Consider the following 21,469-nt stretch of genomic DNA (forward strand, 5'->3'; position numbering starts at 1 on the left):
GCCACGAATTCACGAATTAAAACCTTTTTAATTTCCTCAAAAAATTAAAATTCGTGAATTCGTGGCTATAAAATTAAGAACTGCAAGAAAGCATAGAACATCCAACTTTTGAGCGGGCCCAGTCCGGACGTTTGGCAAACCATTTTTGAAATTCAGGCTGTTCGTCATACGGTTTTTGCAGAAGTTGATACAATTCATCAATTAAAGAATAATCCTCCTGATCTGCGGCATCAATAGCCAATTGCGCCATATAATTTCGAAGTACGTACTTTGGATTTGTAGTGTTCATTTTTTCAGAACGTTCTTTATCTGAAAGCGTTTCAGTATGAAGTCTTTCGATATAAAGAGTAAACCATTTCTGCCATGATTCTAAAATTGTACCCGAAATTTGCTCAGGAATATAAAACGAATCCTGAATTCTTTCGATTGCTTTTTCAGGAGAATCTGATTTTTGTACGCTGCTTAAATTTCGGAAAAAGATCGTCATGTCTGTTTCAGATAGTTGTAAAACAGTTTCCAAACCGTCAATTAACGTATTATCAGTTTCGGTTGAAATAAATAAGCCCAATTTGCTTAAAAACATATTCTTATAATCAGATTCAAAATCAATCATAAAAGACTCCAGAATTTTTTCTAAAGGTTCTGCTTCATTGATTAAAGGGTAAATGGCATTGGCTAATTGGTACAAATTCCATTGCGCAATCTGCGGTTGATTTCCAAAACGATATCTTCGGTATTGACTGTCGGTGGTATTTGGAGTCCAGTTTGGATCGTAATTTTCCAGCCAACCGTAAGGACCATAATCAATCGTAATTCCATGAATTGACATGTTGTCGGTATTCATTACTCCGTGTACAAAACCCACACGCTGCCAATGCAGAATCATTTCATGGGTTTTATCGGCTACTGTTTTAAAAAACTGTAGGTATTGCTCTTTAGGCTCTCCTTTTATTTCCGGGAAGTAGTATTTAATATTGTATTCCACAAACTGTTTTAAGTTTTGAAGCTCATTTCGGGCGGTCAGCATTTCAAAACTTCCAAAACGAATAAAGGAAGGAGCGACGCGACAAACAATTGCACCTTTTTCATAAGCGGCATTCCCATTGTATAACATATCACGTAAAACTTGATCTCCGGACAGCATAAGAGATAAGGATCGGGTAGTGGGAACTCCTAAATGATGCATGGCTTCGGCACATAAATACTCTCTTACGGACGAACGTAAAACAGCCAGGCCGTCAGCAGTTCGGGAGTACGGAGTTCTTCCGGCACCTTTTAATTGAAGCATAAAAAATGCATCGTTATGCGCCACTTCAGTTAAATTAATGGCACGGCCGTCACCCAATTGCCCTGCCCAGTTTCCAAACTGATGTCCGGCATAGCACATAGCAAACGGACGAGTTTCAGGTAATATTTCTTTCCCTGAAAAAACATTCAAAAAGGATTCGGACTTAATTTCATCAAGCGAAATTCCAACTGATTCCGCTACTTCTTGTGAAGTATGAATCAGTTTAGGATTGGATGGTTTTGTTGGATTTACATACGAGAAAAGTGCATTAGAAACCTGACGAACCTCGTTGGTTTCATTTGAGTCTGCGGGCAGCTCAGCAGTAAATCGGTTGTTTATTTTTAAATTTTTCATTAGAATAATCTTTCTCTGATTTCAGATTAAAACGAGTTCTGTTTGTATTGTGTTATTTTAAAGTATGATAAAAATGTCTGCTTAATCCATTAATCGGTCGGCGTACATTTTTTTTAATTTATGAACTTTAGGATCAATTACGATCTGGCAGTAACGTGCATCCTGATTGTTGTTGTAGTAATTTTGATGGTCTGTTTCAGCTTCATAAAAAACTTCAAAAGGAACGAGCTGCGTTACAATCGGGTCTTCATAAAAAGTTTTTACTTCTTCAAAAACCTTTTCGGCAATCGCTTTCTGTTCTTCACTATGATATAAAACAATCGAGCGGTATTGTGTCCCGCTGTCTGCACCCTGACGGTTCAGGGTGGTAGGATCATGACTTGTCATAAATATGAAAATCAGGTCATGGTATGAAATTATGTCAGGATTAAAAACAACTTGTATGACTTCTGCATGGCCGGTTCTTCCGGTACACACTTCACGGTAGGGTGGATTTTTAATAAAACCTCCTGAATATCCTGATTTTAAGGATTCGACTCCCTTTAAACGCTGAATTACAGCTTCAATACACCAAAAACATCCTCCACCAAAAGTGGCAACTGATAAATTCCCCATAGATAGTATTGTTCAAGTTTTAATATCCTATTAATCCGATAGAATATTGTGATAAATTATAAATAAAAAGACAGTTAAAATAAAGATATTAAATAGTTTTTTGACGTTTGAAGTTTATAATTGATAAATTCGCAATTCTATAAAAAAGCAATATATTTGCAATTAAACTCAGGCACACTAATGAACAGCAAAAATAGTACCATCACTTTAGAAACCTATTTCCAGGATTTTAGAAAGAATATTGTAGGAATTAATCAGGAGTTTTCTTCTCCATTTGGCAAAAAGCAGATTATTTATACCGATTGGACTGCCAGCGGAAGGTTATACAGACCTATTGAAGAGAAAATTCTTAATGAATTCGGGCCTTTTGTAGCCAATACACATACAGAGACTACAGTGTCAGGTACTGCCATGACAAAAGCTTATCATCATGCCAGATCGATCATTAAGCGTCATACCAATGCGAGCAATGATGATGTTTTAATTACAGATGGAACCGGAATGACGGGTGTTGTCAATAAATTTCAGCGTATTCTGGGGTTGAAAATCCCTGAGAACCTAAAAGATTGCACTGTTGTTCCTGCTGAAAAGCGCCCTGTTGTTTTTATTTCTCATATGGAGCATCATTCCAATCAAACTTCGTGGCTGGAAACCATTGCAGATGTTGAAATTATTCCATCTTGTGAAAAAGGGCTTTTTTGTCTGGATAATTTAAAGCAACTGTTAGAGAAATACAGTGAAAGAACTATTAAAATTGCTTCTATTACCTCCTGTTCGAATGTTACAGGTTTAAAAACACCGTTTCATGAAGCTGCAAAATTGATGCACAAGCACAATGGTGTTTGTTTTGTTGATTTTGCCTGTTCAGGACCTTATGTCGAAATCGATATGCATCCCCAAGATCCGGAAGCATACCTGGATGCAATTTTCTTTTCTCCACATAAATTTTTAGGAGGTCCCGGAACTTCAGGGGTTTTAATTTTTAATAAAAAGTTATACAACAATATGATTCCCGATTGTCCTGGCGGAGGTACGGTAAGCTGGACCAATCCATGGGGCGAACATAAATATATCGACAACATTGAGGATCGTGAAGATGGTGGTACTCCAGGTTTTCTTCAGGTAATTAAAACGGCGCTGGCAATTGAGCTGAAAGAAGAAATGGGAATCGAGAATATTCTACAACGTGAACATGAAATTGTAGAGTATGTTTTTAATGAATTGGATACCGTTTCCAACATTAAAATTCTGGCAGGCCAACATAAGAACCGTTTAGGGGTTGTTTCGTTTTTTATTGAAAATCTTCATTTCAATTTAGGAGTGAAATTACTGAATGACAGATTCGGAATTCAAACCAGAGGAGGATGCAGTTGTGCGGGAACGTACGGGCATTTTCTGTTGCACGTAGATCAGGAAACATCTAATAAACTGGTGAATGAAATTACGATTGGAGATTTAATTAAAAAACCGGGATGGATCAGAATGTCAATTCATCCAACTACTACCGATAAAGAAATTGCTTTTGTTTGTGAAAGCATTAAAGATTTAGCGAAAAATCATGTGGAGTGGGCTTTGGACTATTCCTATAATAAAGATACAAATGAATTTGTTCACAAGAACGCCGGTTCGTTTGAAGACGATTTAGTGGCCGGATGGTTCAAATCATAAAAATACATCAATCAGACAGGTTTTAAGAACCTGTCTGGTTTGCCTGAAATTTTTTTAAGGACAAGAGTGCCTGTTCTTGAATTTTTCCTTGAAAAAATCCTGTCCAGCCCATTAAGTATCCGGTAAAACCGAAAGCCTGTTTCGACCATTTCCAAACATCGAAACTATCTGTGTGTTTGATAATAAGACCATCCTGAAAAGCAAATTCAGCAGAAATACGATTGATTACCTTTCTGTTGGTTTTGCTAAAATTATAAGTCGCAACCCATTTAGCACTGCCCGAAGAATCATCGGCTTTAATATCTGAAAATTCGATTTTAATGTTGCCTTTACTTTTCAAAATCAACATTTCCCACATTTTAGAAACCTGCTCTTCTTTTAGTAAACCAAAGGCCGGATCGATAAAATGAATTTTTGGATGGTAACATTCGCTCATTGTTTTAGCGTCGGCATTGGCAAAAGCAGTATAGAATTTTGTAATTAAAGCTTCATTCGAATTCATAAAAATTTGTTTAGATTATAAATATAGAATTTATTGTACTAAAAAAAGTACTTACAGCACACTAATTGCGGCTGCAGTGTCAAAAGTTTTTTTAGATTTATCGAATGCTGTCGAAAAATACGCCATTCTGTTTAAAGCGGTAAAGTAACCGGTTTGGTCACCAAAAGCGGCTGTATTGTTCCCTTTAATGATAAATCGGATGGCTTTAATGTCTGTTTTCTTTAGTTTTACCATTTCGGCAGGGGTGAAATAGTAATAAGCAGTAGTCTTTCCATCAAGGGTTTCTTTGATGTTTTTGTCCACACAAGCAATTACATCTCCGTTAACAAGGTCAACATATACACCTCCTGAGATTTGAGTTTTATCATTAGAAATTCCTATTGATAGTTTTAAAACCCCTCCTTTATCTGTTTTCGCAATCTGAACTTCCGTTTCGCCAGTAAACACATATTTTTCACAAATAAAAGTATAACTGGTTGTTGCCGGAAATGGTTTAGAGCCTTTTATACTTACGGTTTGCTGTGCATTTATGAAACCGGAAATTAACAATACGATTAAAAGAGGCAGTTTTAAATTCATAGGTTTTACTTTATTGTTCTGTTACTTTTGAGTCAAATTTTTCGTCCCAATCCATTGATTTTATTGCTGAGATCAGATTGTCTTCATTTACAAAAATGCGCAATTCTTTATTGGCTACTTTTTTGGTGTACAGCGCATGATATCGATAAATAACCTCTTGCTTTGTTCTGTAAACACCGTCAAGTTTTAAATCGATGAAACTTCCATAGTATTGCCTGAACCTTTGACAGGTTTTGGTCAGACGTTCTTCGGTCGTATTCTCCATTACCGATTTGGTGACTTCAGTCTCGTTAAAAGGTTTGAATTTTGAGGAATTGCAGGTTTCCAGTACCCTTTTTCCTAATTCATACGCTTTTTTCTGCTGATTGGAATTTATTTCGGCAGCAGTGACTTTCTTGATCTTTAAATCTTCAGTATCTCTGTGGATTGTTTTCGATTTACATCCCAATAACAACAACAAACATATAATCAATCCTGCTTTCTTCATAACTATTTAAGTAATTTTTAATAATAAGTTGGGGTCAGGGCAATTTTCAATGTAAAAGTTCAAATCGTTGGTATTACAGACTCCCGGATAATCACCGGAGTAGTTTTCGATGTTTCGAATAATTTGAAAGTGTACGTGTGGAGGATAGTCTCCGTTAACGGACGAACTTCCCAAGGTTCCAATCTTTTGACCTTTACTAAAAAATGTCCCAACACTGAGGTTCTCTATACTTTCTAACGATAAATGTCCGTATAAAGTATAAAATTTCTCATTTTCTATCCGATGCTCTAAAATAATGGTCGGACCATAATCACCCAGACCTATATTGTTTTTAAAGCTGTGCACTTTTCCATCAAGCGGTGCCAGAACTGCTGTATCCGCTTTTGTCCATAAGTCCAGTCCTATATGAATGTTGCGTTCCGGAATAGAACTGTTTTTAAAAATAGTACTACGCTGATAAAGAGTTCTTCCTTCAATATAACCGCCAAAAGCTACTTCGGCATCGTTTTTTTTTAAGTAGTCTGAAATAAAATCTTCAAATTCCTGGGTGCAGGTAGGTTTAAAATCAGCGAGTTCCTGATTGGTTACGGATAAATCTAAAGGGATGTATTTTGAAATATCAATGGAAGAATCTATTATTTTGGTGGGAGGTAGGGCTTTTAAAATAGAGGCAAGAGGTTTCATAAATTTAAACTACTTTTTCGATAATTATTAATTCATTGTGAGCTTCAACTCGTGGGAGCATTTTTGAAGCAAACAGTTTGGGGTCAATTTCAGAAATGTATTTTTGGTTTCGAACATTATGCGCTTCATCTAAAATCATTGTATTAAATAAAACAAATCCGTGATTTTGCAATAAGGAACAGATACGTTCGCTAAAAAAACGTTCGAATAAAAAATTAGGCATTTTGATATCTTCAAAAATATCAATAATAATTAAATTATATTTATTTTTTGTTTTTAAAACAAACTCAAAAGCGTCATCAATTACCACTTCCAGTTGTTTGATTTCATTCAGATTGAAATACTCATTGGCTATTTTAATCATTTCGGGGTCAATTTCTACTCCGGTAATTCTACCTTTATATTGAATTTCGTCCACCAAAGTTTTAACGACGCTTCCTCCGGCAACTCCCAATAATAAAATATGATCCATTTTAAGAATGGCATCGTATCCAATATTTCGAAGACCATATCTTAAGATACGTTGCAGGCTTCCATAAGAGTAATTTGTATTTTCAGAATCAAGGACCAGTTCGCCGTTGGCCCAGGTAACTTCGATAATTTTGCTTCTTTGTGATTTTTTTTTGAATATTTTTATAGGAACAATATAACTGAACAATTTTTGGATCATTTTAAATGCTTTTACTCAAAAATACCACTTTAAATCTTTTATTTTGCAGTAAAAAAGTAATTAATGAAAAAGCGATTGTACAAATTCATTTTTTTTAAGCTAATGGGCTGGAAAATAGTAGGGATTGAAAATGCTGAAGTGAAAAAATGTGTGATGATGGTAATGCCGCATACAAGCAATCATGATTTTTATTTAGGAATTTTTACTCGTGGAATTTCTGGTTTGGAGATGAATTGGGTAGGAAAGAAAGAATTATTCCGCTTTCCGTTTGGATATTATTTCAGAAATGTGGGAGGAGAGCCGATTGATCGCACCGGTGGATTGAATAAAGTAGAATTAATTGCTGCGATTTTTGACCGTAAAGAGGTTTTTCGCCTGGCTGTAGCTCCCGAAGGAACTCGTAAAGGTGTTAAAGAATTAAAAAGTGGTTTTTACTATATTGCCCTTAAGGCAAATGTGCCCATTATTCCTGTCGCTTTTGACTGGGGGAAAAAAGAAGTTAATTTAGGAAAGCCATTTCTTCCAACGGGAGATTATGATTGTGATTTGAGTGTGTTGAAAAAACACTACGACGGAGTTTTGGGTAAAATTCCTGAAAACGGATTTTGGAGTTGATTTTTTTTACTGTAGATCCCATCACGTGAGAATCGCTTAAATGAAAAATAATTTTAAAGTTTTTCAAATACTCAAAAAAATCAAACTAGGGAACGTAAGTCTTGAAAGTTCCGTTTTTATAAAATACAACTATCTTTTCAATTTCATTTTCTGCCGCATTCAAATTTTGATTTTTAATTTCTGCAGAGGATACATTTTTCGTTTTTGTATTTTCTGATAAAGAATTTCCTGAAGCAGAATTTTCGTCCGATGGAATAGGGGAAAAAGATTTTGCAAATTCAGACACCGATTCATTTTTTTTTAGATCGGCACTGTCTTCTGTTTTTGGAAAATTTCCTGTACCATTTAAAATCCAGTATAAATCAATTTCAGGAAAAACCTCCAAAATCTTGAGTACAAAATCTAAGCTGGGTTTGTTTCTGCCGGAAAGCAGGTGAGACATACTGGAACGCTGAACTCCGATTCGATCTGCGAAAGAAGAAGCATTTAAGGTGTAATAATCTAGTATAATTTCAAGCCGTTTTACAAAATCGTCGATGTTTACCATTGTAAATTACTGTTTAGAAATCCGTTGTTTACAAATGTAATCAAAAGCAGTACACAAAACAATTTAAGAGTTGAAAATCTTCAATTAAGTCTTGAAGTAGTGTATTTATTACTTTAAGTTGTTGTGGTTAATTTATTGAAAAGTAAATAATTGAATTTTATAAATTATAGTTATGGCTAATATTTATTGATGGCAAGAAAGTCGCTTTAGAAACAGGGCGAAAACTGTTTACAATTCTAAATTAATTTGTTTACAAATCATTTACAATTGTAAAAATAAAGATGTTTACTTTTGTAAACTAATCAAAATAAGATGAATTTAGAAGAATTATTTCACCAGTATAAAGAACAAACTATAGAAGGGCGTTATCTGACTTTAGATCATATTCAGCCTTTATTAGAGCAATTAAATACAAACAATCAAGTAGAGATTATTGGTAAATCGGTTTTAGGAGAACCCGTTTATAGTTATCAAATTGGGAGCGGTCCAACACGTATTTATCTTTGGTCTCAAATGCACGGAAACGAAAGTACCACTACAAAAGCACTATTTGATTTTATAAATGTGCTAAACAGCGGTTCTGAATTTGCAGAGAAGCTGCTAAAAAACTTTACTTTTTACAGTATTCCAATGCTAAATCCTGACGGAGCAAGATTGTATACGCGTGAGAACGCCAATAAAGTAGATTTAAATCGTGATTCGCAAAATCTCACGCAGCCGGAAAGCAATATTTTAAGATCGGTATTTGAAGCTTTTAAACCACATTTCTGTTTTAACCTGCATGATCAGCGTACTATTTTTGGGGCTGGTGAAACCGGAAAACCGGCAACACTATCGTTTTTGGCTCCTTCGTATAATGAGGAGAGAGAAGTTAATGAGAATCGTTTAAAGGCTATTAATGTAATTGCCGGAATCAATGATGTTTTACAGCAATATATCCCCGGGCAGGTCGGACGTTTTGATGACTCATTTAATATCAATTGTATAGGAGATACATTTCAGCATTTGGGAGTTCCGACAATCTTGTTTGAGGCGGGTCATTTTCCTGATGATTACGAGCGTGAAATCACGCGAAAGTTTTTATTCTTTTCACTTGTTTCGAGTTTTCAACTGATTAGCGAAAACGATTTAGTTGATAATAGAATTAATGATTATTTGAATATTTCACAAAATAAAGTGGTTTTTTATGATTTTATGTGGAAAAATATCAAAATAAATTATGATGGTATCGAAATTATTACGAATTTTGTCGCACAATACAAAGAGGAATTGATTGAAAATAAGATTCATTTCAATGCTTACATAGTTGAAGTAGGCGATTTGGAAAATTATTTTGGACATTATGAATACGATGCAAAAGGTGCTAATTATTCTGATGACTTTGGTAGTTTTCCGAAATTGAATCAAAAAGCAGATTTTTGTTTAGATAAAAATGTTAAATTTGTTAACGGGTTGATAAAAAGTTAGATTTTTTGTGAATTTGTTGTTTTTTATACATATTTTTATACTTTGTAATAGCAATTAGTAATATTAATTAAAGAATTATGAGTAAATTTCGTTTAGATGAAGTAGATCACCAGATTTTAGATATGTTAATAGACAATACGAGAGTTCCGTTTACTGACATTGCTAAAAAACTATTGATATCTGCTGGTACAGTGCATGTTAGAGTAAAAAAGATGGAGGACGCAGGGATAATAATGGGATCTTCATTAGCCTTAGACTATGATAAGTTAGGGTATTCATTTATTGCTTATGTGGGTGTGTTCCTTAATAATACGTCTCAAACTAAATTTGTATTAGAGCGAATCAATCAAATTCCGTTCGTAACAGTAGCTTCTGTAACGACAGGAAAATTCAATATTTTTTGCAAAATTAGAGCAAAAGATACTAAACACGCGAAAGAAGTTATCTTTATGATTGATGATATTGATGGTGTTTACAGAACAGAAACTATGATTTCATTAGAAGAAAGTATAAACGATAAGAAGCGTTTGATGCATACTATTTTTAAAAATATGTAATATTTTCTTGAATGCTATATCTAAATATAACCTCAAGTTTATTCTTGGGGTTTTTTTATGACCAATTAACCAACCAACTACCCATAAATTATGTACACGTTACCAAAAATCGAACGTTTCAATCAGGACGTTCTTTCAAAATACCATATTTACAATAGTGTATTTATAACATTACCTTTTGATTCGATTGATAACACAGGAGTTTTACTTCCCTTATTTACAGATACTTGTGAGACGGGATTTAAAAAGCAGGAAACTCCTAAAGAGATTGTTAATTTCTTCTCTAATAAATTCCTGAATGATGCTTCTGAAAAAGATAAAATCGATTTAATGTTTCGATTTATTCAGTATATCGAACGTCAGATTGTGTTGTTTGATGCCATTGAAGATGCTGCTTTTCCGGAAGTTAATAATATGGAAGGGCGTGGTTCGTTGCGTGACATTAAAGAAAAATCAGATGCAAAGGAGAAGAATGAGGAGTTGATTGAGTTTTTAGAAAACTTTAATGTCAGAACTGTTTTAACAGCACATCCAACACAGTTTTATCCAGGGCCTGTTTTAGGGATTATAAATGATTTGAAAGATGCTATTCGTTCAAATGATTTACTGAAAATCAAACAATTACTGGCGCAGCTTGGAAAAACACCTTTTATTCAGAACGAAAAGCCAAATCCTTATGATGAAGCGGTGAGTTTGATCTGGTATTTAGAAAATGTATTCTATGCTACTTCAGGAGAAATTGTTCACTATTTGCAAAAAAATATCCTTCAGGGGAGTTCTATTCAGAATCAATTGATAAAATTGGGTTTTTGGCCGGGAGGTGATCGCGACGGAAATCCTTTTGTTACGACCGATATTACTTTAAAAGTTGCAGAGCGTTTGCGTACCTCAATTCTAAAGTGTTATTATATAGAAATGAGAAGTTTAAAAAGAAAGTTAACTTTCTCAGGAGTAGATACTTTGGTTTCTGAACTTGAACATAAGCTTTACCGTTCTGTTTTTTATTCCAAAGGGGAGATTTATATCACTCTGGAAGAATTATTGACACAATTAAATAAAATTAGAACCATAATTATAGAGAAGCATCAATCCCTTTATTTAGATGAACTGGAAGCTTTTTTGGTAAAAATTAATCTATTTGGTTTTCACTTTGCGACCTTAGATATTCGTCAGAACAGTAAAATTCACAATGCTGTATTCAAAGATGTGGTGGATTTTTATCTGAATTCGGGTTCAGAGATATTTCCGAAAAATTACTTTGATTTGTCTGAAGAGGAGAAATTAGGGGTTTTGTCGAAAGTAAAAGGAGACTTAAATTCTGCTGATTTTGAAAATGAAATTACAAGATCTACATTAGAATCTGTTCAGACCATTAAAAGCATACAGCAAGCAAATGGTGAATCCGGAGCTAATCGTTACATTATCAGTAATAACGAAAGCGCTTTGAATGTTATGGAAACTTTTGCGATGATTCGTCTGAACAATTGGGAGAATCCGACGGTAGATATTATTCCGCTTTTTGAATCTGTTGATGATTTACAAAATGCACATCAGATTATGGAGCAATTGTATACTAATTCAGAGTATTCTAAACATCTGGAAGCCAGAGGAAACAAGCAGACCATTATGTTAGGTTTCTCTGACGGAACCAAAGATGGAGGGTATTTAATGGCGAACTGGAGTATTTATCAGGCAAAAATTTCATTGACAGAAATTTCAAGAAAATACGGTATACAAGCAATATTCTTTGATGGTCGCGGAGGGCCTCCTGCTCGTGGTGGTGGAAAAACACATAAATTTTATGCTTCTTTAGGACCAAAAATCGAGAATAACGAAATTCAAATTACGATTCAGGGACAAACCATTAGTTCAAATTTCGGAACTTTAGATTCCTGTCGATATAACATTGAGAACTTATTAAGTGCCGGAGTTACCAATCAGGTTTTTAGTAAAGAAAAGAATGAGCTAAGTGTTGAAGAAACTGAAATTTTGACACAATTGGCTGATTTAGGATATGAAAAATACCTGAGTTTCAAGAATCACCCTAAGTTTATTCCGTATTTGGAGAAAATGAGTACGCTAAAATACTACTCAAAAACCAACATCGGAAGCCGACCGTCTAAAAGAAGTAAATCAGAATCACTTGATTTTGCTGATTTGAGAGCGATTCCTTTTGTAGGATCCTGGAGTCAGTTGAAGCAAAATGTACCGGGATTTTTTGGGGTTGGTTCAGCTTTGAAGTATTTTGAAGAAAGTGGGCAGTGGGACAAAGTTCAAAATTTGTATCATGATTCTTTATTTTTCAAAACACTGTTGGAGAATAGTATGATGTCATTGGCGAAATCTTTTTTACCGCTAACTGCATATATGAAAAATGACCCTGAATTTGGTGAATTCTGGCAAATTATCTATGACGAATTTTCAGAAACCAAACGTCTTTTGCTTAAAATTGCAGGGCATAAAACACTTATGGAAAATTACCCTGATGGTATAGCATCGATTCAGATAAGAGAGCGTATTGTGTTGCCGTTGTTGACAATACAGCAATATGCTTTGTTAAGAATTAATGAATTGAATAAGGAAAGTGTGGTAGATGAAGAATTGGTCAAAGTATATGAAAAAATAGTAACAAGGTCACTTTTCGGAAATACAAATGCGAGTAGAAACTCAGCTTAAAAATCATAAAAAATGAACACAGCTTTATTAACAGAAAATGAATATTCTGGCGGATTTGCCAATTACATCAAAGAAGCCGGAGAGGTGAATTTATTTGAAGAATTGGAAATTTCATTGCATGAATTTATCAAATTTGTGCAAAATATCCCGATGGATAAATTTGATTATCGTTATGCAGAAGGAAAATGGACAATAAAAGACATTATCCAGCACATTATGGATTGTGAGAGAATTTTTGCTTACCGCGCTTTGCGATTCTCGCGAAATGATAAAACGGCTTTGCCAAGTTTTGAAGAGAATGACTATGCGATTAGTACAGATTCAAATAGCAGAAGTATTCAGAGTTTATTAACGGAACTCTCTGCTTTAAGACATTCTAATTTGTTGTTTTTTAAGAGTTTGTCAGAAGAGCAGCTTAAGAGAATTGGTACAGCTTCTAATCTTCAGATTTCTGTACGTGCTCTGGGATTCGTAATAATTGGACATCAAAAACACCATCAGAAAGTTTTTGAAGAACGTTATTTGTAGATTTTGTTCTTGTATAAAAAATCCTGTAGCGTTTAACTTTACAGGATTTTTTATTTTTTGCATTAAAGGGAGGAATGAATTTTTACCTCCACGACCCAAGCGATAGCGAACAGGCGAAGCAATTCACAAATTTTTTTTGCTTGTGCCATTTCGACTGATAACGAACAGGCGAAGTAAATCATATGCAGGATTCGATAAAGATTGAAGACATTCTGTGCCGAGTTTCTAGTGTTATTTCTCCCTTCGGTCGAAATAACAAAATAATGGGGTTTACTTGTTTCGTTCCACAATTGCAAGTCCTAAACGAATTTTGTCATAACTCATTTTCTCCTCAAAATAATCAAAGTAGGGTTTTAGAGCAGAAGGATACTCCAGTTCGATTTGAGCTTTGTGCAATTGTTTGACTTCTTCATTTGTTACAAACGAACTTAAATCGATTTCCTCGCCGTCAAGATATAGCTTGGCTAAGTGAGATATAATTGTGGTATATCCTAAATTTCTTTTTCCTGCAATTTCCGTGACAGTCTCGCCATTTCTAAAAAGTTCTAAAGTAGTCTTATAAGTGTTGCTTTCTTTTTTAACTTTCGTGTTTGTCTTTTTCGTCTTCTGAAATTGAATGATAGCCTTTATAAATTCAGTACCATATCTTTCGAGTTTTGCATTTCCGACACCATCGATAGCAAGGAACTCTTCATCAGTCATTGGTCGTAAGGTTTCCATTTGTCTCAAAGCGGCATCACTAAAAATTACGTAAGCCGGAACTTCTTCTTCCTGAGCAATTTCGTAGCGTAGTTTTCGTAGCGTTTCGAAAAGAGAATTTTTAGCCGTTTTTGTATTGGCTTCTTTTACTTCATTTTTATCGATTACCTTTTTAACGACTGTATTTAGTTTTACTTTTTCTCCTTCAAACAAAACTTTTTTTGCAAAAGATGTTAGTAAAATTTTATTGTGCTGATGGAAGGCAATTTCGAGATATCCCAAGTTGATCAGCTGAATTAAGTATTGATTCCAGTCGTACCAGGAAATGTCGGATCCAATTCCGTACGTTTTTAGACTTTGATAATTTTTTTCGTAGATATACGCGTTTCTCGAGCCTCTTAAAAAATCAACAATTACAGCTAACGGCTCAGATTCTTTTAAACGCGCGATTGAAGACAGGGCTTTTTGCGCTAAAATAGTTCCATCAAAAAAGGTGGGTGGATTTTTGCAGATGTCACAATTACCACAATTTTCTTTTACCAGTTCGCCGAAATACGAAAGCAGAATTTTTCGACGGCAGCTTAAAGCATCCGCGTATTGTTTCATTCTTTCTAATTTTGCCAATTGCACATCGGAGTTTAATCCTTCGGAGGCAAATTTTTGTAATTGGATTACATCGGCGTAACTTTCGAACATTACGGTTTCGGCTGGTAACCCATCCCGACCCGCACGTCCGATTTCCTGATAATAACCTTCAATATTTTTGGGTAAATTGTAATGTATAACCCATCGAACATTAGATTTATCGATTCCCATACCAAAGGCAATCGTGGCACAAACCACCTGACAATCATCGTTTATAAAATCATCCTGAGTTTTGGCTCGGATTTTATTGTCAAGTCCGGCATGATAGGCTTTTGCAGTAATTCCGTTCTTCTTTAGTTTATCTGCTAGTTCTTCGGTTGTTTTTCTGCTTAAACAATAAATAATTCCGGATTCATTGGTTTTTTTTTCAATAAAATCAACAATTTGTTTCACACGGTCTAAAGCCGGACGTACTTCGAGGCTTAGATTTTTTCTGTCGAACGAGGCTACGAACGTTTTTGGATTTCTAAGTTTTAGCTGCTTGACAATATCAGTTCGGGTCGCTTTATCGGCTGTAGCGGTTAAAGCGAGAACAGGAGTAGAAGGGAAGCGGCTCTTTAAATATCCCAAGTTAGTATAAGCCGGACGAAAATCATGCCCCCAGGAAGAGATGCAATGCGCTTCGTCAATTGCAATTAGACTGATTGTCAACTCGTTGAAAGCAACGTCCAGATAAGACAAGCTCTCCGGTGCAATGTAAACAAGCTTGAAAGTGTTTGACTTTAAATTGTCTATGTAAAATTGTTGTTCCTGACTGGATTGACTGCTGTTGATGTAGCAGGCATTAATACCATTTGTTTTTAGACTGTCGACCTGGTCTTTCATCAAAGCAATTAGTGGAGAAATCACAATTGTGATCCCGGGTAAGACTAAAGCGGGCAGCTGAAAACAGATTGACTTTCCTCCGCCGGTTGGCATAATAGCTAAAGTGTCCTGACCGGAAAGTATTGTAGTAATTATTGTTTCCTGATTGGGTCTGAATTTTTCAAATCCGAAATTTTCCTTTAGTTTGGCATGTAGAATTTCTGAAGTCATGGCGTTGATTGATTAGGAAGAAAAGTAAAAAGCAAATATATAGTATTTTTCTTATTTTTTAAAATAATAGACTTCTGAAGTCATAAAAAAAGGAACTCCAATAGAGTTCCTTTAAATTATCTTGAAAAAGATTGCTTAATCTTCGTCTTCATCATCTTCGTCGTCAGCAATATCTTCTTTGTCTTCGTCGTCATCGTCGTCATCTCCATTGTCAACATCTGGTTTGTCCTGATTGTCATCATCGTCGTCGTCGTCAATATCGTCATCAAGATCAAGACCTTTTACAGGTTCGATTGTATCTACGTCTACGTCGATATCATCGTCTTCATCATAATTTTCGATTCTGTCCGCAAGCTTAGTACTAATTTTTACCAAATAAATAGTATCTTCAGTACGTACTTCAACAGCTTCAACTAATTCGTTTTTAGCATTTCTAAAACGGATTACATCCGAATCATCATAACCATCAGGAAATTTTTCTACCAAAAGGTTTAAAATTTCGTTGGTAAGTTTAGCGTAGTCTACTATAACTCTTTTCATATATATCTTATAGATCTAATAAATAAGCAAAAATTAATGGAGCCACAATTGTAGCATCCGACTCTATAATAAATTTAGGGGTTTTGATGTCTAGTTTTCCCCAGGTGATTTTCTCGTTCGGAACTGCTCCCGAGTACGAACCATAACTGGTTGTTGAATCTGAGATTTGACAGAAATAACTCCAGAAAGGAACATCGTGCATTTCCATATCCTGATACAACATTGGTACTACGCAAATAGGGAAATCTCCTGCGATACCACCACCAATTTGGAAGAATCCAATTCCGTTAGCGCTGTTTTTTGGATACCAATCTGCAAGGAAAGTCATGTATTCAATTCCTGATTTCATGGTAGAGGCTTTTAAATCGCCTTTGATTACATAGGAAGCAAAGATATTTCCCATTGTACTGTCTTCCCATCCCGGAACTATGATAGGTAAATTTTTCTCTGCAGCGGCATACATCCAGCTGTCTTTTAAATCAATTTCGTAATATTCTTCTAAAACACCTGATAACAGCATTTTATACATGAATTCATGTGGGAAATAACGTTCTCCTTTATCATCAGCCTCTTTCCAGATTTTGTAGATGTGTTTTTGCAAACGACGGAATGCTTCATGCTCAGGAATACAAGTATCAGTAACACGGTTTAATCCTCTTTCCAATAAAGCCCATTCGTCTTCCGGTGTTAAATCACGATAGTTTGGCACTCTTTCGTAGTGAGAGTGTGCTACTAAATTCATGATGTCTTCTTCTAGATTGGCTCCAGTACAAGAAATAATTTGTACTTTATCTTGTCTAATAATTTCGGCAAAAATTTTACCAATTTCTGCTGTACTCATAGCGCCAGCCATACTTACCATCATTTTAGCTCCATTAGCCAATTGTTGTTCGTATGCTTTTGCAGCATCTACTAAAGCGGCAGAGTTGAAGTGTAAATAATGTTTTTCAATAAACTGACTGATTGGTCCTTTCATTTGTTCTTGTTTTTTTATTTTTTTTTGAATTAAAAGTTTAACCTTTTAGTTTATACTGCAAATTAATAATTTTATATTTATTAACATTTATTTAGCAGTATTTTTTTTTAAACCTTTTTAGTATATCCTAAAATCTTTAATACATCGTCAGAAGTTTGTTGTTCAGAGAAAACTTCTGTAGCCAGAATGCCATTTTCGTCACGATCTATTAATATATGTTTAGGTTGCGGAATCAGACAGTGGTGTAAACCGCCATATCCCCCAATAGTTTCCTGATACGCACCAGTATTAAAGAAACCAATGTATAGTGGCTTTTCTTTGTTGTATTTAGGCAAATAAATAGCGTTCATATTTTGCTCTGAGTTGTAATAATCGTCACTATCACAAGTTAGACCGCCTAATAAAACCCGCTCGTAAGTATCATTCCAGCGGTTTACCGCCAACATGATAAAACGTTTGTTTATTGCCCAAGTATCCGGCAAAGTGGTAATGAATGACGAATCAATCATGTTCCATTTCTCTCTGTCATTTTGTTGTTTTTGATACAAAATCTGATAGATCGCGCCACCGCTTTCACCTACTGTAAATGATCCAAATTCTGTAAAGATGTTGGGTACATCTACTTCGGCTTCATCACATGCAATTTTAATCTGATTGATAATTTCATCAATCATATATTGATAATCGTATTCGAATGCAAGAGAGTTTTTAATCGGGAAACCGCCTCCAATGTTTAATCCGTCAAGAGTAGGGCATTCCCTTTTAAGAGCAATGTATACTTTGATACATTTTACCAACTCGTTCCAGTAATAAGAGGTATCGTTTATTCCGGTATTGATGAAAAAGTGAAGCATTTTTAACTCCAGTTTATCATTCTCCTGAATTTGTTTTTTATAGAACGAAACGATGTTTTTATATCCAATTCCTAATCTTGAAGTATAGAACTCAAATTTAGGCTCTTCTTCGGCAGCAATACGAATTCCAATTTTGAATTTCCCTTTGATTTCAGCCTGAAGTAAATCCAACTCTTCGTAGTTGTCAATAATCGGAATTGTGTTTTTATGTCCGTTATTGATCAATCTTGCAATATTACTAATGTATTCGTCTCTTTTAAATCCGTTACAGATTACATAAGTACTTTTGTTGATTTTACCATTTTCTAATAAATTCTCAACAATATTTACGTCAAAAGCTGAAGAGGTTTCAATATGAATGTTATTCTTGAAAGCTTCGTTCATAATGTATTCAAAATGAGAGCTTTTTGTGCAGTAACAGTAGTAGTACTTTGCGTCGTACTTATTTTTCTCCATTGATTTTCTGAACCAGGCTTTTGCCTTATTAATGTTCTCTGAAATCTGAGGCAGATAAGTAAACTTTAAAGGAGTTCCGTATTGTTCTACCAATTTCATCAAATCGATGTTGTGAAATTGTAGATTGTCTTTGTTTAATTTGAATTCTTCCTGAGGAAAATAGTAAGTTTGATTGATAAGGTCAGAATATTTTGTATTCATTTATTTTTTAATATTTAGGATGTGATTTTTAATTTAGATGACGAAAATTCAATCTAAAATTCAAACCCTAATATTAGCAAATATAATTTCCAGCTTTTCGTGTTCTGCTTTCGAGCACAAAAAGACATCAAAACAAAATGGACTTTTACTATTATAAAAACGGTTCAACATTCTTAATAAAGAACTGTTGAGGCGGTTTCTGTAAGAGTTAAAATGTCTTTGTTTACTGTTCGTTTTCATCGTGGCAAATGTAAAAAATAATATATACCTAAAGCAAAGCTTTTTTATTAAAAAAAGTTTAAGATTTATAATCCTGAAACGCGTCTAGAATCAATTTATTTTCAACCGATTGGTTAATTTTTATTTTTCCGATTCCTTCGATTAAGGCAAATTGAATTAAGCCGTACTCATTTTTTTTGTCGTGAATCAGCAATTCGAGGATCGGATCGATGTCGTTTTCTTCGATTTTTACGTCGTCGTAAATACTCTTAATTGCGGTTTTAATTTCGGCATATTCTGCTGCTGAGATTAAGTTTTTGTGCAGTGAAATATAACTTTCCAGTATCATTCCGATCGCAATGGCTTCACCGTGTAATAGTGTCGTTTTTGTTTCACTTTCTAAAAAGTAACCTTCGATGGCATGCCCTAAGGTATGTCCGAAATTAAGGGCTTTACGAATGTTCTTTTCGGTTGGATCCTGAATGACAATGTCATTTTTTATCTCTACAGAACGGTAAATCAATTCGTCAAAATCAGCGTAATCAATTGAATTTAAATCTAAAAACTGCTTCCAGTAGGCGGAATCGTAAATCAATCCGTGTTTTAGCATTTCGGCAAGACCGGAACGCATTTCGTTTTGTGGCAGCGTTTCAAGATATTGTGTATCAATTAATACCATTTGAGGTACGTTAATTACACCAATTTGGTTTTTTAAATTTCCTAAATCTACTCCGGTTTTTCCTCCAACGGAAGCATCAACCATAGATAATAAGGTAGTTGGGATATTGATAAAATCTACTCCGCGCTTAAAAGTCGAAGCGACAAAACCTCCCAAATCAGTTACAACACCACCGCCAAGATTAATGACAAGTGATTTTCTGTCGGCACCAAGTTCTGTCAGGACTTTCCATACTTCAATACAGGTTTCAATATTTTTATTGATTTCTCCTGCTTCAAATTCAATGATCTCAATGGTCAGATCTGTTTCTAATAAAGGTAAAAACTTTGGTAAACAATACTCATTGGTTTGATTATCAACTATAATAAACACGTTTGAATATTTACTTTCTTTTAAGTGATGGTTTAAAGCTTCGTATGCATTTTGGTTAAAATGCACCAAATAATTATTGGCCTGAATAGATTGCATATCTCTGTCGTTGAATTGAAACCGCAAAATAAGGCATTTTTAACTAAATAATATTCAAAGTTTTGTTCTAATTTGTATTAAAACGAATCATTCTATATAAGGTTTTAAGGTGTTTATCTGTAATTTTCTTTCAAAAAGATTGTTATGAGGCAAACTCTTGTGTTGCAAGCTGTAAAAATATAACAATGTTGTTAATGATATTGAAAAATAGGATAGTGATTATTGACGAATATTCAAAACTCTATCTATATTTGCATAAAAAACTGACCTTAATGGAAAAAATATTTGATAACACTCAGGTTGCATTTTCGCTAAAAAGTGATACGGAACTTGACAGAGCTTATTTTCTTTTTAAAATGATCGACAGCCAGCCTTTGGTGAGGATAGGAACCGCTGTTACTAATTTTGCTATTAAAGCGCATCTTCCTGTAGAAGGGTTGATTCGTGCAACCGTTTTTGACCATTTTTGTGGTGGTGTAAACGAAGACGATTGTATTACAGTGGTAGACAAAATGTTTACTAAAGGTGTTTCATCAGTGTTGGATTATTCAGTTGAAGGAAAAGAAGAGGAAGAGCAGTTTGATGCTGCTTTAGAAATGACTTTAAAAACCATTGAATTTGCAAAAGAACGTCTGGCGATTCCATTTGCAGTATTTAAGCCAACCGGTTTTGGACGTTTCGAATTATATGAAAAATTAGGAGAGAAACAAACGCTTTCTCCAACAGAACAAGCAGAGTGGGATAGAGTAGTAGCCCGTTTTGACCATGTTTGTGCTGAAGCTCACAGAAAAGATGTGGCTTTGCTAATTGACGGAGAAGAAAGCTGGATGCAGGATGCGGCTGATGATTTGGTTACCGACATGATGCGTAAATACAATAAAGAAAAAGCGATTGTTTTCAATACTTTGCAAATGTACCGTTGGGATCGTTTGGATTATTTGAAAAAACTGCATGAAGTGGCTAAGAATGAAGGTTTCTTTATAGGAATGAAGATCGTTCGTGGTGCTTATATGGAGAAAGAAAACAAACGTGCAGAAGAGAAAAATTACGTTTCCCCAATTTGTGTTTCTAAAGAAGCTACAGATATTAATTATGACGCTGCTATACGTTATATGGCGGAACATTTAGAAAGTATGTCCATTTTTGCAGGGACTCACAACGAATTGAGTTCTTATAAATTGATGGAAATCATGCAGGAAAAAGGAATTGCGAAAAATGATACTAAAATCTGGTTTGGACAATTGTATGGAATGAGTGATAATATCAGTTACAATTTAGCAGAGAATGGCTATAATGTTGCAAAATATTTACCTTTCGGACCAGTAAAAGATGTTATGCCTTACCTGATTCGTCGTGCAGAAGAGAATACTTCAGTTGCGGGTCAAACCAGCCGCGAATTGTCTATGATTAAAGCGGAACGCAAAAGAAGAAAAGGAAAATAAATTAAAGTAAAATTCCAA

At 34.7% G+C, this 21,469-nt stretch carries 20 protein-coding genes; 7 read left to right on the forward strand and 13 right to left on the reverse strand.

Annotated elements, in window-relative coordinates; genetic code table 11:
* Positions 1-73: 73 nt before the first annotated feature.
* Together B0A80_RS13055 and msrA are read right to left on the reverse strand one after the other, a co-directional pair.
* A complete protein-coding gene (locus B0A80_RS13055) occupies positions 74-1,642 on the reverse strand; it encodes a protein adenylyltransferase SelO (protein ID WP_089077556.1) in 1,569 nt (522 codons plus the stop codon).
* Positions 1,643-1,723: 81 nt separating this feature from the next.
* Positions 1,724-2,257, reverse strand: a complete 534-nt coding sequence (gene msrA, locus B0A80_RS13060) for a peptide-methionine (S)-S-oxide reductase MsrA (RefSeq protein WP_089077557.1) — start codon at positions 2,255-2,257, stop codon at positions 1,724-1,726.
* 180 nt (positions 2,258-2,437) lie between these two features.
* On the opposite strand from msrA, the gene B0A80_RS13065 reads away from it, so the two are divergent.
* Entirely contained in the window at positions 2,438-3,925 is a 1,488-nt protein-coding gene (locus tag B0A80_RS13065; protein WP_089077558.1) for an aminotransferase class V-fold PLP-dependent enzyme, read from the forward strand.
* Positions 3,926-3,947: 22 nt separating this feature from the next.
* Here B0A80_RS13065 and B0A80_RS13070 read toward each other — a convergent pair whose 3' ends face one another.
* The 5 genes from B0A80_RS13070 to B0A80_RS13090 are packed head-to-tail and all read right to left on the reverse strand — an operon-like array spanning position 3,948 to position 6,847.
* Positions 3,948-4,427, reverse strand: a complete 480-nt coding sequence (locus B0A80_RS13070) for a nuclear transport factor 2 family protein (protein ID WP_070908015.1) — start codon at positions 4,425-4,427, stop codon at positions 3,948-3,950.
* Positions 4,428-4,478: 51 nt separating this feature from the next.
* On the reverse strand, positions 4,479-5,006 hold the full coding sequence (locus B0A80_RS13075; RefSeq protein WP_089077559.1) for a hypothetical protein: 528 nt from the start codon (positions 5,004-5,006) through the stop codon (positions 4,479-4,481).
* Positions 5,007-5,016: 10 nt separating this feature from the next.
* Positions 5,017-5,493, reverse strand: a complete 477-nt coding sequence (locus B0A80_RS13080; protein ID WP_070908017.1) for a hypothetical protein — start codon at positions 5,491-5,493, stop codon at positions 5,017-5,019.
* Positions 5,494-5,499: 6 nt separating this feature from the next.
* The gene (locus tag B0A80_RS13085) at positions 5,500-6,177 is read right to left on the reverse strand and encodes a peptidoglycan DD-metalloendopeptidase family protein (RefSeq protein ID WP_089077560.1); all 678 of its coding nucleotides are present in this window, start codon (positions 6,175-6,177) and stop codon (positions 5,500-5,502) included.
* 4 nt (positions 6,178-6,181) lie between these two features.
* Positions 6,182-6,847: a spermidine synthase gene (locus B0A80_RS13090; protein WP_070908019.1), complete on the reverse strand. Its 666-nt coding sequence runs from the start codon at positions 6,845-6,847 to the stop codon at positions 6,182-6,184.
* A gap of 63 nt (positions 6,848-6,910) precedes the next feature.
* Between B0A80_RS13090 and B0A80_RS13095 the strand changes: the two genes are divergently transcribed.
* Entirely contained in the window at positions 6,911-7,462 is a 552-nt protein-coding gene (locus B0A80_RS13095; RefSeq protein ID WP_089077561.1) for a 1-acyl-sn-glycerol-3-phosphate acyltransferase, read from the forward strand.
* Positions 7,463-7,547: 85 nt separating this feature from the next.
* Here B0A80_RS13095 and B0A80_RS13100 read toward each other — a convergent pair whose 3' ends face one another.
* Positions 7,548-8,009, reverse strand: coding sequence for a helix-turn-helix transcriptional regulator (locus B0A80_RS13100; protein WP_070908021.1), 462 nt, complete (start codon positions 8,007-8,009; stop codon positions 7,548-7,550).
* Positions 8,010-8,321: 312 nt separating this feature from the next.
* Between B0A80_RS13100 and B0A80_RS13105 the strand changes: the two genes are divergently transcribed.
* From B0A80_RS13105 to B0A80_RS13120, 4 genes are all read left to right on the forward strand, one after another.
* Positions 8,322-9,476, forward strand: a complete 1,155-nt coding sequence (locus tag B0A80_RS13105) for a M14 family metallopeptidase (RefSeq protein ID WP_089077562.1) — start codon at positions 8,322-8,324, stop codon at positions 9,474-9,476.
* A gap of 77 nt (positions 9,477-9,553) precedes the next feature.
* Entirely contained in the window at positions 9,554-10,033 is a 480-nt protein-coding gene (locus tag B0A80_RS13110; RefSeq protein WP_008468989.1) for an Lrp/AsnC family transcriptional regulator, read from the forward strand.
* A gap of 90 nt (positions 10,034-10,123) precedes the next feature.
* The gene (locus B0A80_RS13115; protein ID WP_070908023.1) at positions 10,124-12,709 is read left to right on the forward strand and encodes a phosphoenolpyruvate carboxylase; all 2,586 of its coding nucleotides are present in this window, start codon (positions 10,124-10,126) and stop codon (positions 12,707-12,709) included.
* Between the two features lie 12 nt (positions 12,710-12,721).
* The gene (locus tag B0A80_RS13120) at positions 12,722-13,237 is read left to right on the forward strand and encodes a DinB family protein (protein WP_017498532.1); all 516 of its coding nucleotides are present in this window, start codon (positions 12,722-12,724) and stop codon (positions 13,235-13,237) included.
* Between the two features lie 270 nt (positions 13,238-13,507).
* Here the strand turns inward: B0A80_RS13120 and recQ are convergent, their stop codons facing one another.
* The 5 genes from recQ to aroB all read right to left on the reverse strand — a co-directional run bounded on the left by recQ (position 13,508) and on the right by aroB (position 20,009).
* Positions 13,508-15,616 (reverse strand): DNA helicase RecQ, encoded by a 2,109-nt coding sequence (gene recQ, locus B0A80_RS13125; protein ID WP_089077563.1) that lies wholly within the window; start codon positions 15,614-15,616, stop codon positions 13,508-13,510.
* 135 nt (positions 15,617-15,751) lie between these two features.
* Positions 15,752-16,156 (reverse strand): hypothetical protein, encoded by a 405-nt coding sequence (locus tag B0A80_RS20805; protein WP_017498534.1) that lies wholly within the window; start codon positions 16,154-16,156, stop codon positions 15,752-15,754.
* A gap of 7 nt (positions 16,157-16,163) precedes the next feature.
* Entirely contained in the window at positions 16,164-17,132 is a 969-nt protein-coding gene (locus B0A80_RS13135; RefSeq protein WP_017498535.1) for a deoxyhypusine synthase family protein, read from the reverse strand.
* A gap of 107 nt (positions 17,133-17,239) precedes the next feature.
* Positions 17,240-18,643: a type III PLP-dependent enzyme domain-containing protein gene (locus tag B0A80_RS13140; protein ID WP_070908026.1), complete on the reverse strand. Its 1,404-nt coding sequence runs from the start codon at positions 18,641-18,643 to the stop codon at positions 17,240-17,242.
* Positions 18,644-18,941: 298 nt separating this feature from the next.
* On the reverse strand, positions 18,942-20,009 hold the full coding sequence (aroB, locus tag B0A80_RS13145) for a 3-dehydroquinate synthase (protein WP_070908027.1): 1,068 nt from the start codon (positions 20,007-20,009) through the stop codon (positions 18,942-18,944).
* Positions 20,010-20,281: 272 nt separating this feature from the next.
* Between aroB and B0A80_RS13150 the strand changes: the two genes are divergently transcribed.
* Complete coding sequence (locus tag B0A80_RS13150) at positions 20,282-21,451, forward strand: proline dehydrogenase family protein (protein WP_017498538.1); 1,170 nt, start codon at positions 20,282-20,284, stop codon at positions 21,449-21,451.
* Positions 21,452-21,469: the final 18 nt, after the last annotated feature.

Source organism: Flavobacterium tructae (assembly GCF_002217475.1).
Lineage (GTDB): Bacteria > Bacteroidota > Bacteroidia > Flavobacteriales > Flavobacteriaceae > Flavobacterium > Flavobacterium tructae.

Bases quoted from the DNA above. Each gene is read 5' to 3' on its own strand.
- aroB (WP_070908027.1), bottom strand. From the start codon at position 20,009: ATGCAATCTATTCAGGCCAATAATTATTTGGTGCATTTTAACCAAAAT.
- recQ (WP_089077563.1), bottom strand. From the start codon at position 15,616: ATGACTTCAGAAATTCTACATGCCAAACTAAAGGAAAATTTCGGATTT.
- B0A80_RS13120 (WP_017498532.1), top strand. From the start codon at position 12,722: ATGAACACAGCTTTATTAACAGAAAATGAATATTCTGGCGGATTTGCC.
- B0A80_RS13055 (WP_089077556.1), bottom strand. From the start codon at position 1,642: ATGAAAAATTTAAAAATAAACAACCGATTTACTGCTGAGCTGCCCGCA.
- B0A80_RS13070 (WP_070908015.1), bottom strand. From the start codon at position 4,427: ATGAATTCGAATGAAGCTTTAATTACAAAATTCTATACTGCTTTTGCC.
- B0A80_RS13105 (WP_089077562.1), top strand. From the start codon at position 8,322: ATGAATTTAGAAGAATTATTTCACCAGTATAAAGAACAAACTATAGAA.
- B0A80_RS13140 (WP_070908026.1), bottom strand. From the start codon at position 18,643: ATGAATACAAAATATTCTGACCTTATCAATCAAACTTACTATTTTCCT.
- B0A80_RS13065 (WP_089077558.1), top strand. From the start codon at position 2,438: ATGAACAGCAAAAATAGTACCATCACTTTAGAAACCTATTTCCAGGAT.
- B0A80_RS13085 (WP_089077560.1), bottom strand. From the start codon at position 6,177: ATGAAACCTCTTGCCTCTATTTTAAAAGCCCTACCTCCCACCAAAATA.
- B0A80_RS13150 (WP_017498538.1), top strand. From the start codon at position 20,282: ATGGAAAAAATATTTGATAACACTCAGGTTGCATTTTCGCTAAAAAGT.
- B0A80_RS13080 (WP_070908017.1), bottom strand. From the start codon at position 5,493: ATGAAGAAAGCAGGATTGATTATATGTTTGTTGTTGTTATTGGGATGT.
- B0A80_RS13135 (WP_017498535.1), bottom strand. From the start codon at position 17,132: ATGAAAGGACCAATCAGTCAGTTTATTGAAAAACATTATTTACACTTC.
- B0A80_RS13115 (WP_070908023.1), top strand. From the start codon at position 10,124: ATGTACACGTTACCAAAAATCGAACGTTTCAATCAGGACGTTCTTTCA.
- B0A80_RS20805 (WP_017498534.1), bottom strand. From the start codon at position 16,156: ATGAAAAGAGTTATAGTAGACTACGCTAAACTTACCAACGAAATTTTA.
- B0A80_RS13090 (WP_070908019.1), bottom strand. From the start codon at position 6,847: ATGATCCAAAAATTGTTCAGTTATATTGTTCCTATAAAAATATTCAAA.
- B0A80_RS13075 (WP_089077559.1), bottom strand. From the start codon at position 5,006: ATGAATTTAAAACTGCCTCTTTTAATCGTATTGTTAATTTCCGGTTTC.
- B0A80_RS13100 (WP_070908021.1), bottom strand. From the start codon at position 8,009: ATGGTAAACATCGACGATTTTGTAAAACGGCTTGAAATTATACTAGAT.
- B0A80_RS13110 (WP_008468989.1), top strand. From the start codon at position 9,554: ATGAGTAAATTTCGTTTAGATGAAGTAGATCACCAGATTTTAGATATG.
- B0A80_RS13095 (WP_089077561.1), top strand. From the start codon at position 6,911: ATGAAAAAGCGATTGTACAAATTCATTTTTTTTAAGCTAATGGGCTGG.
- msrA (WP_089077557.1), bottom strand. From the start codon at position 2,257: ATGGGGAATTTATCAGTTGCCACTTTTGGTGGAGGATGTTTTTGGTGT.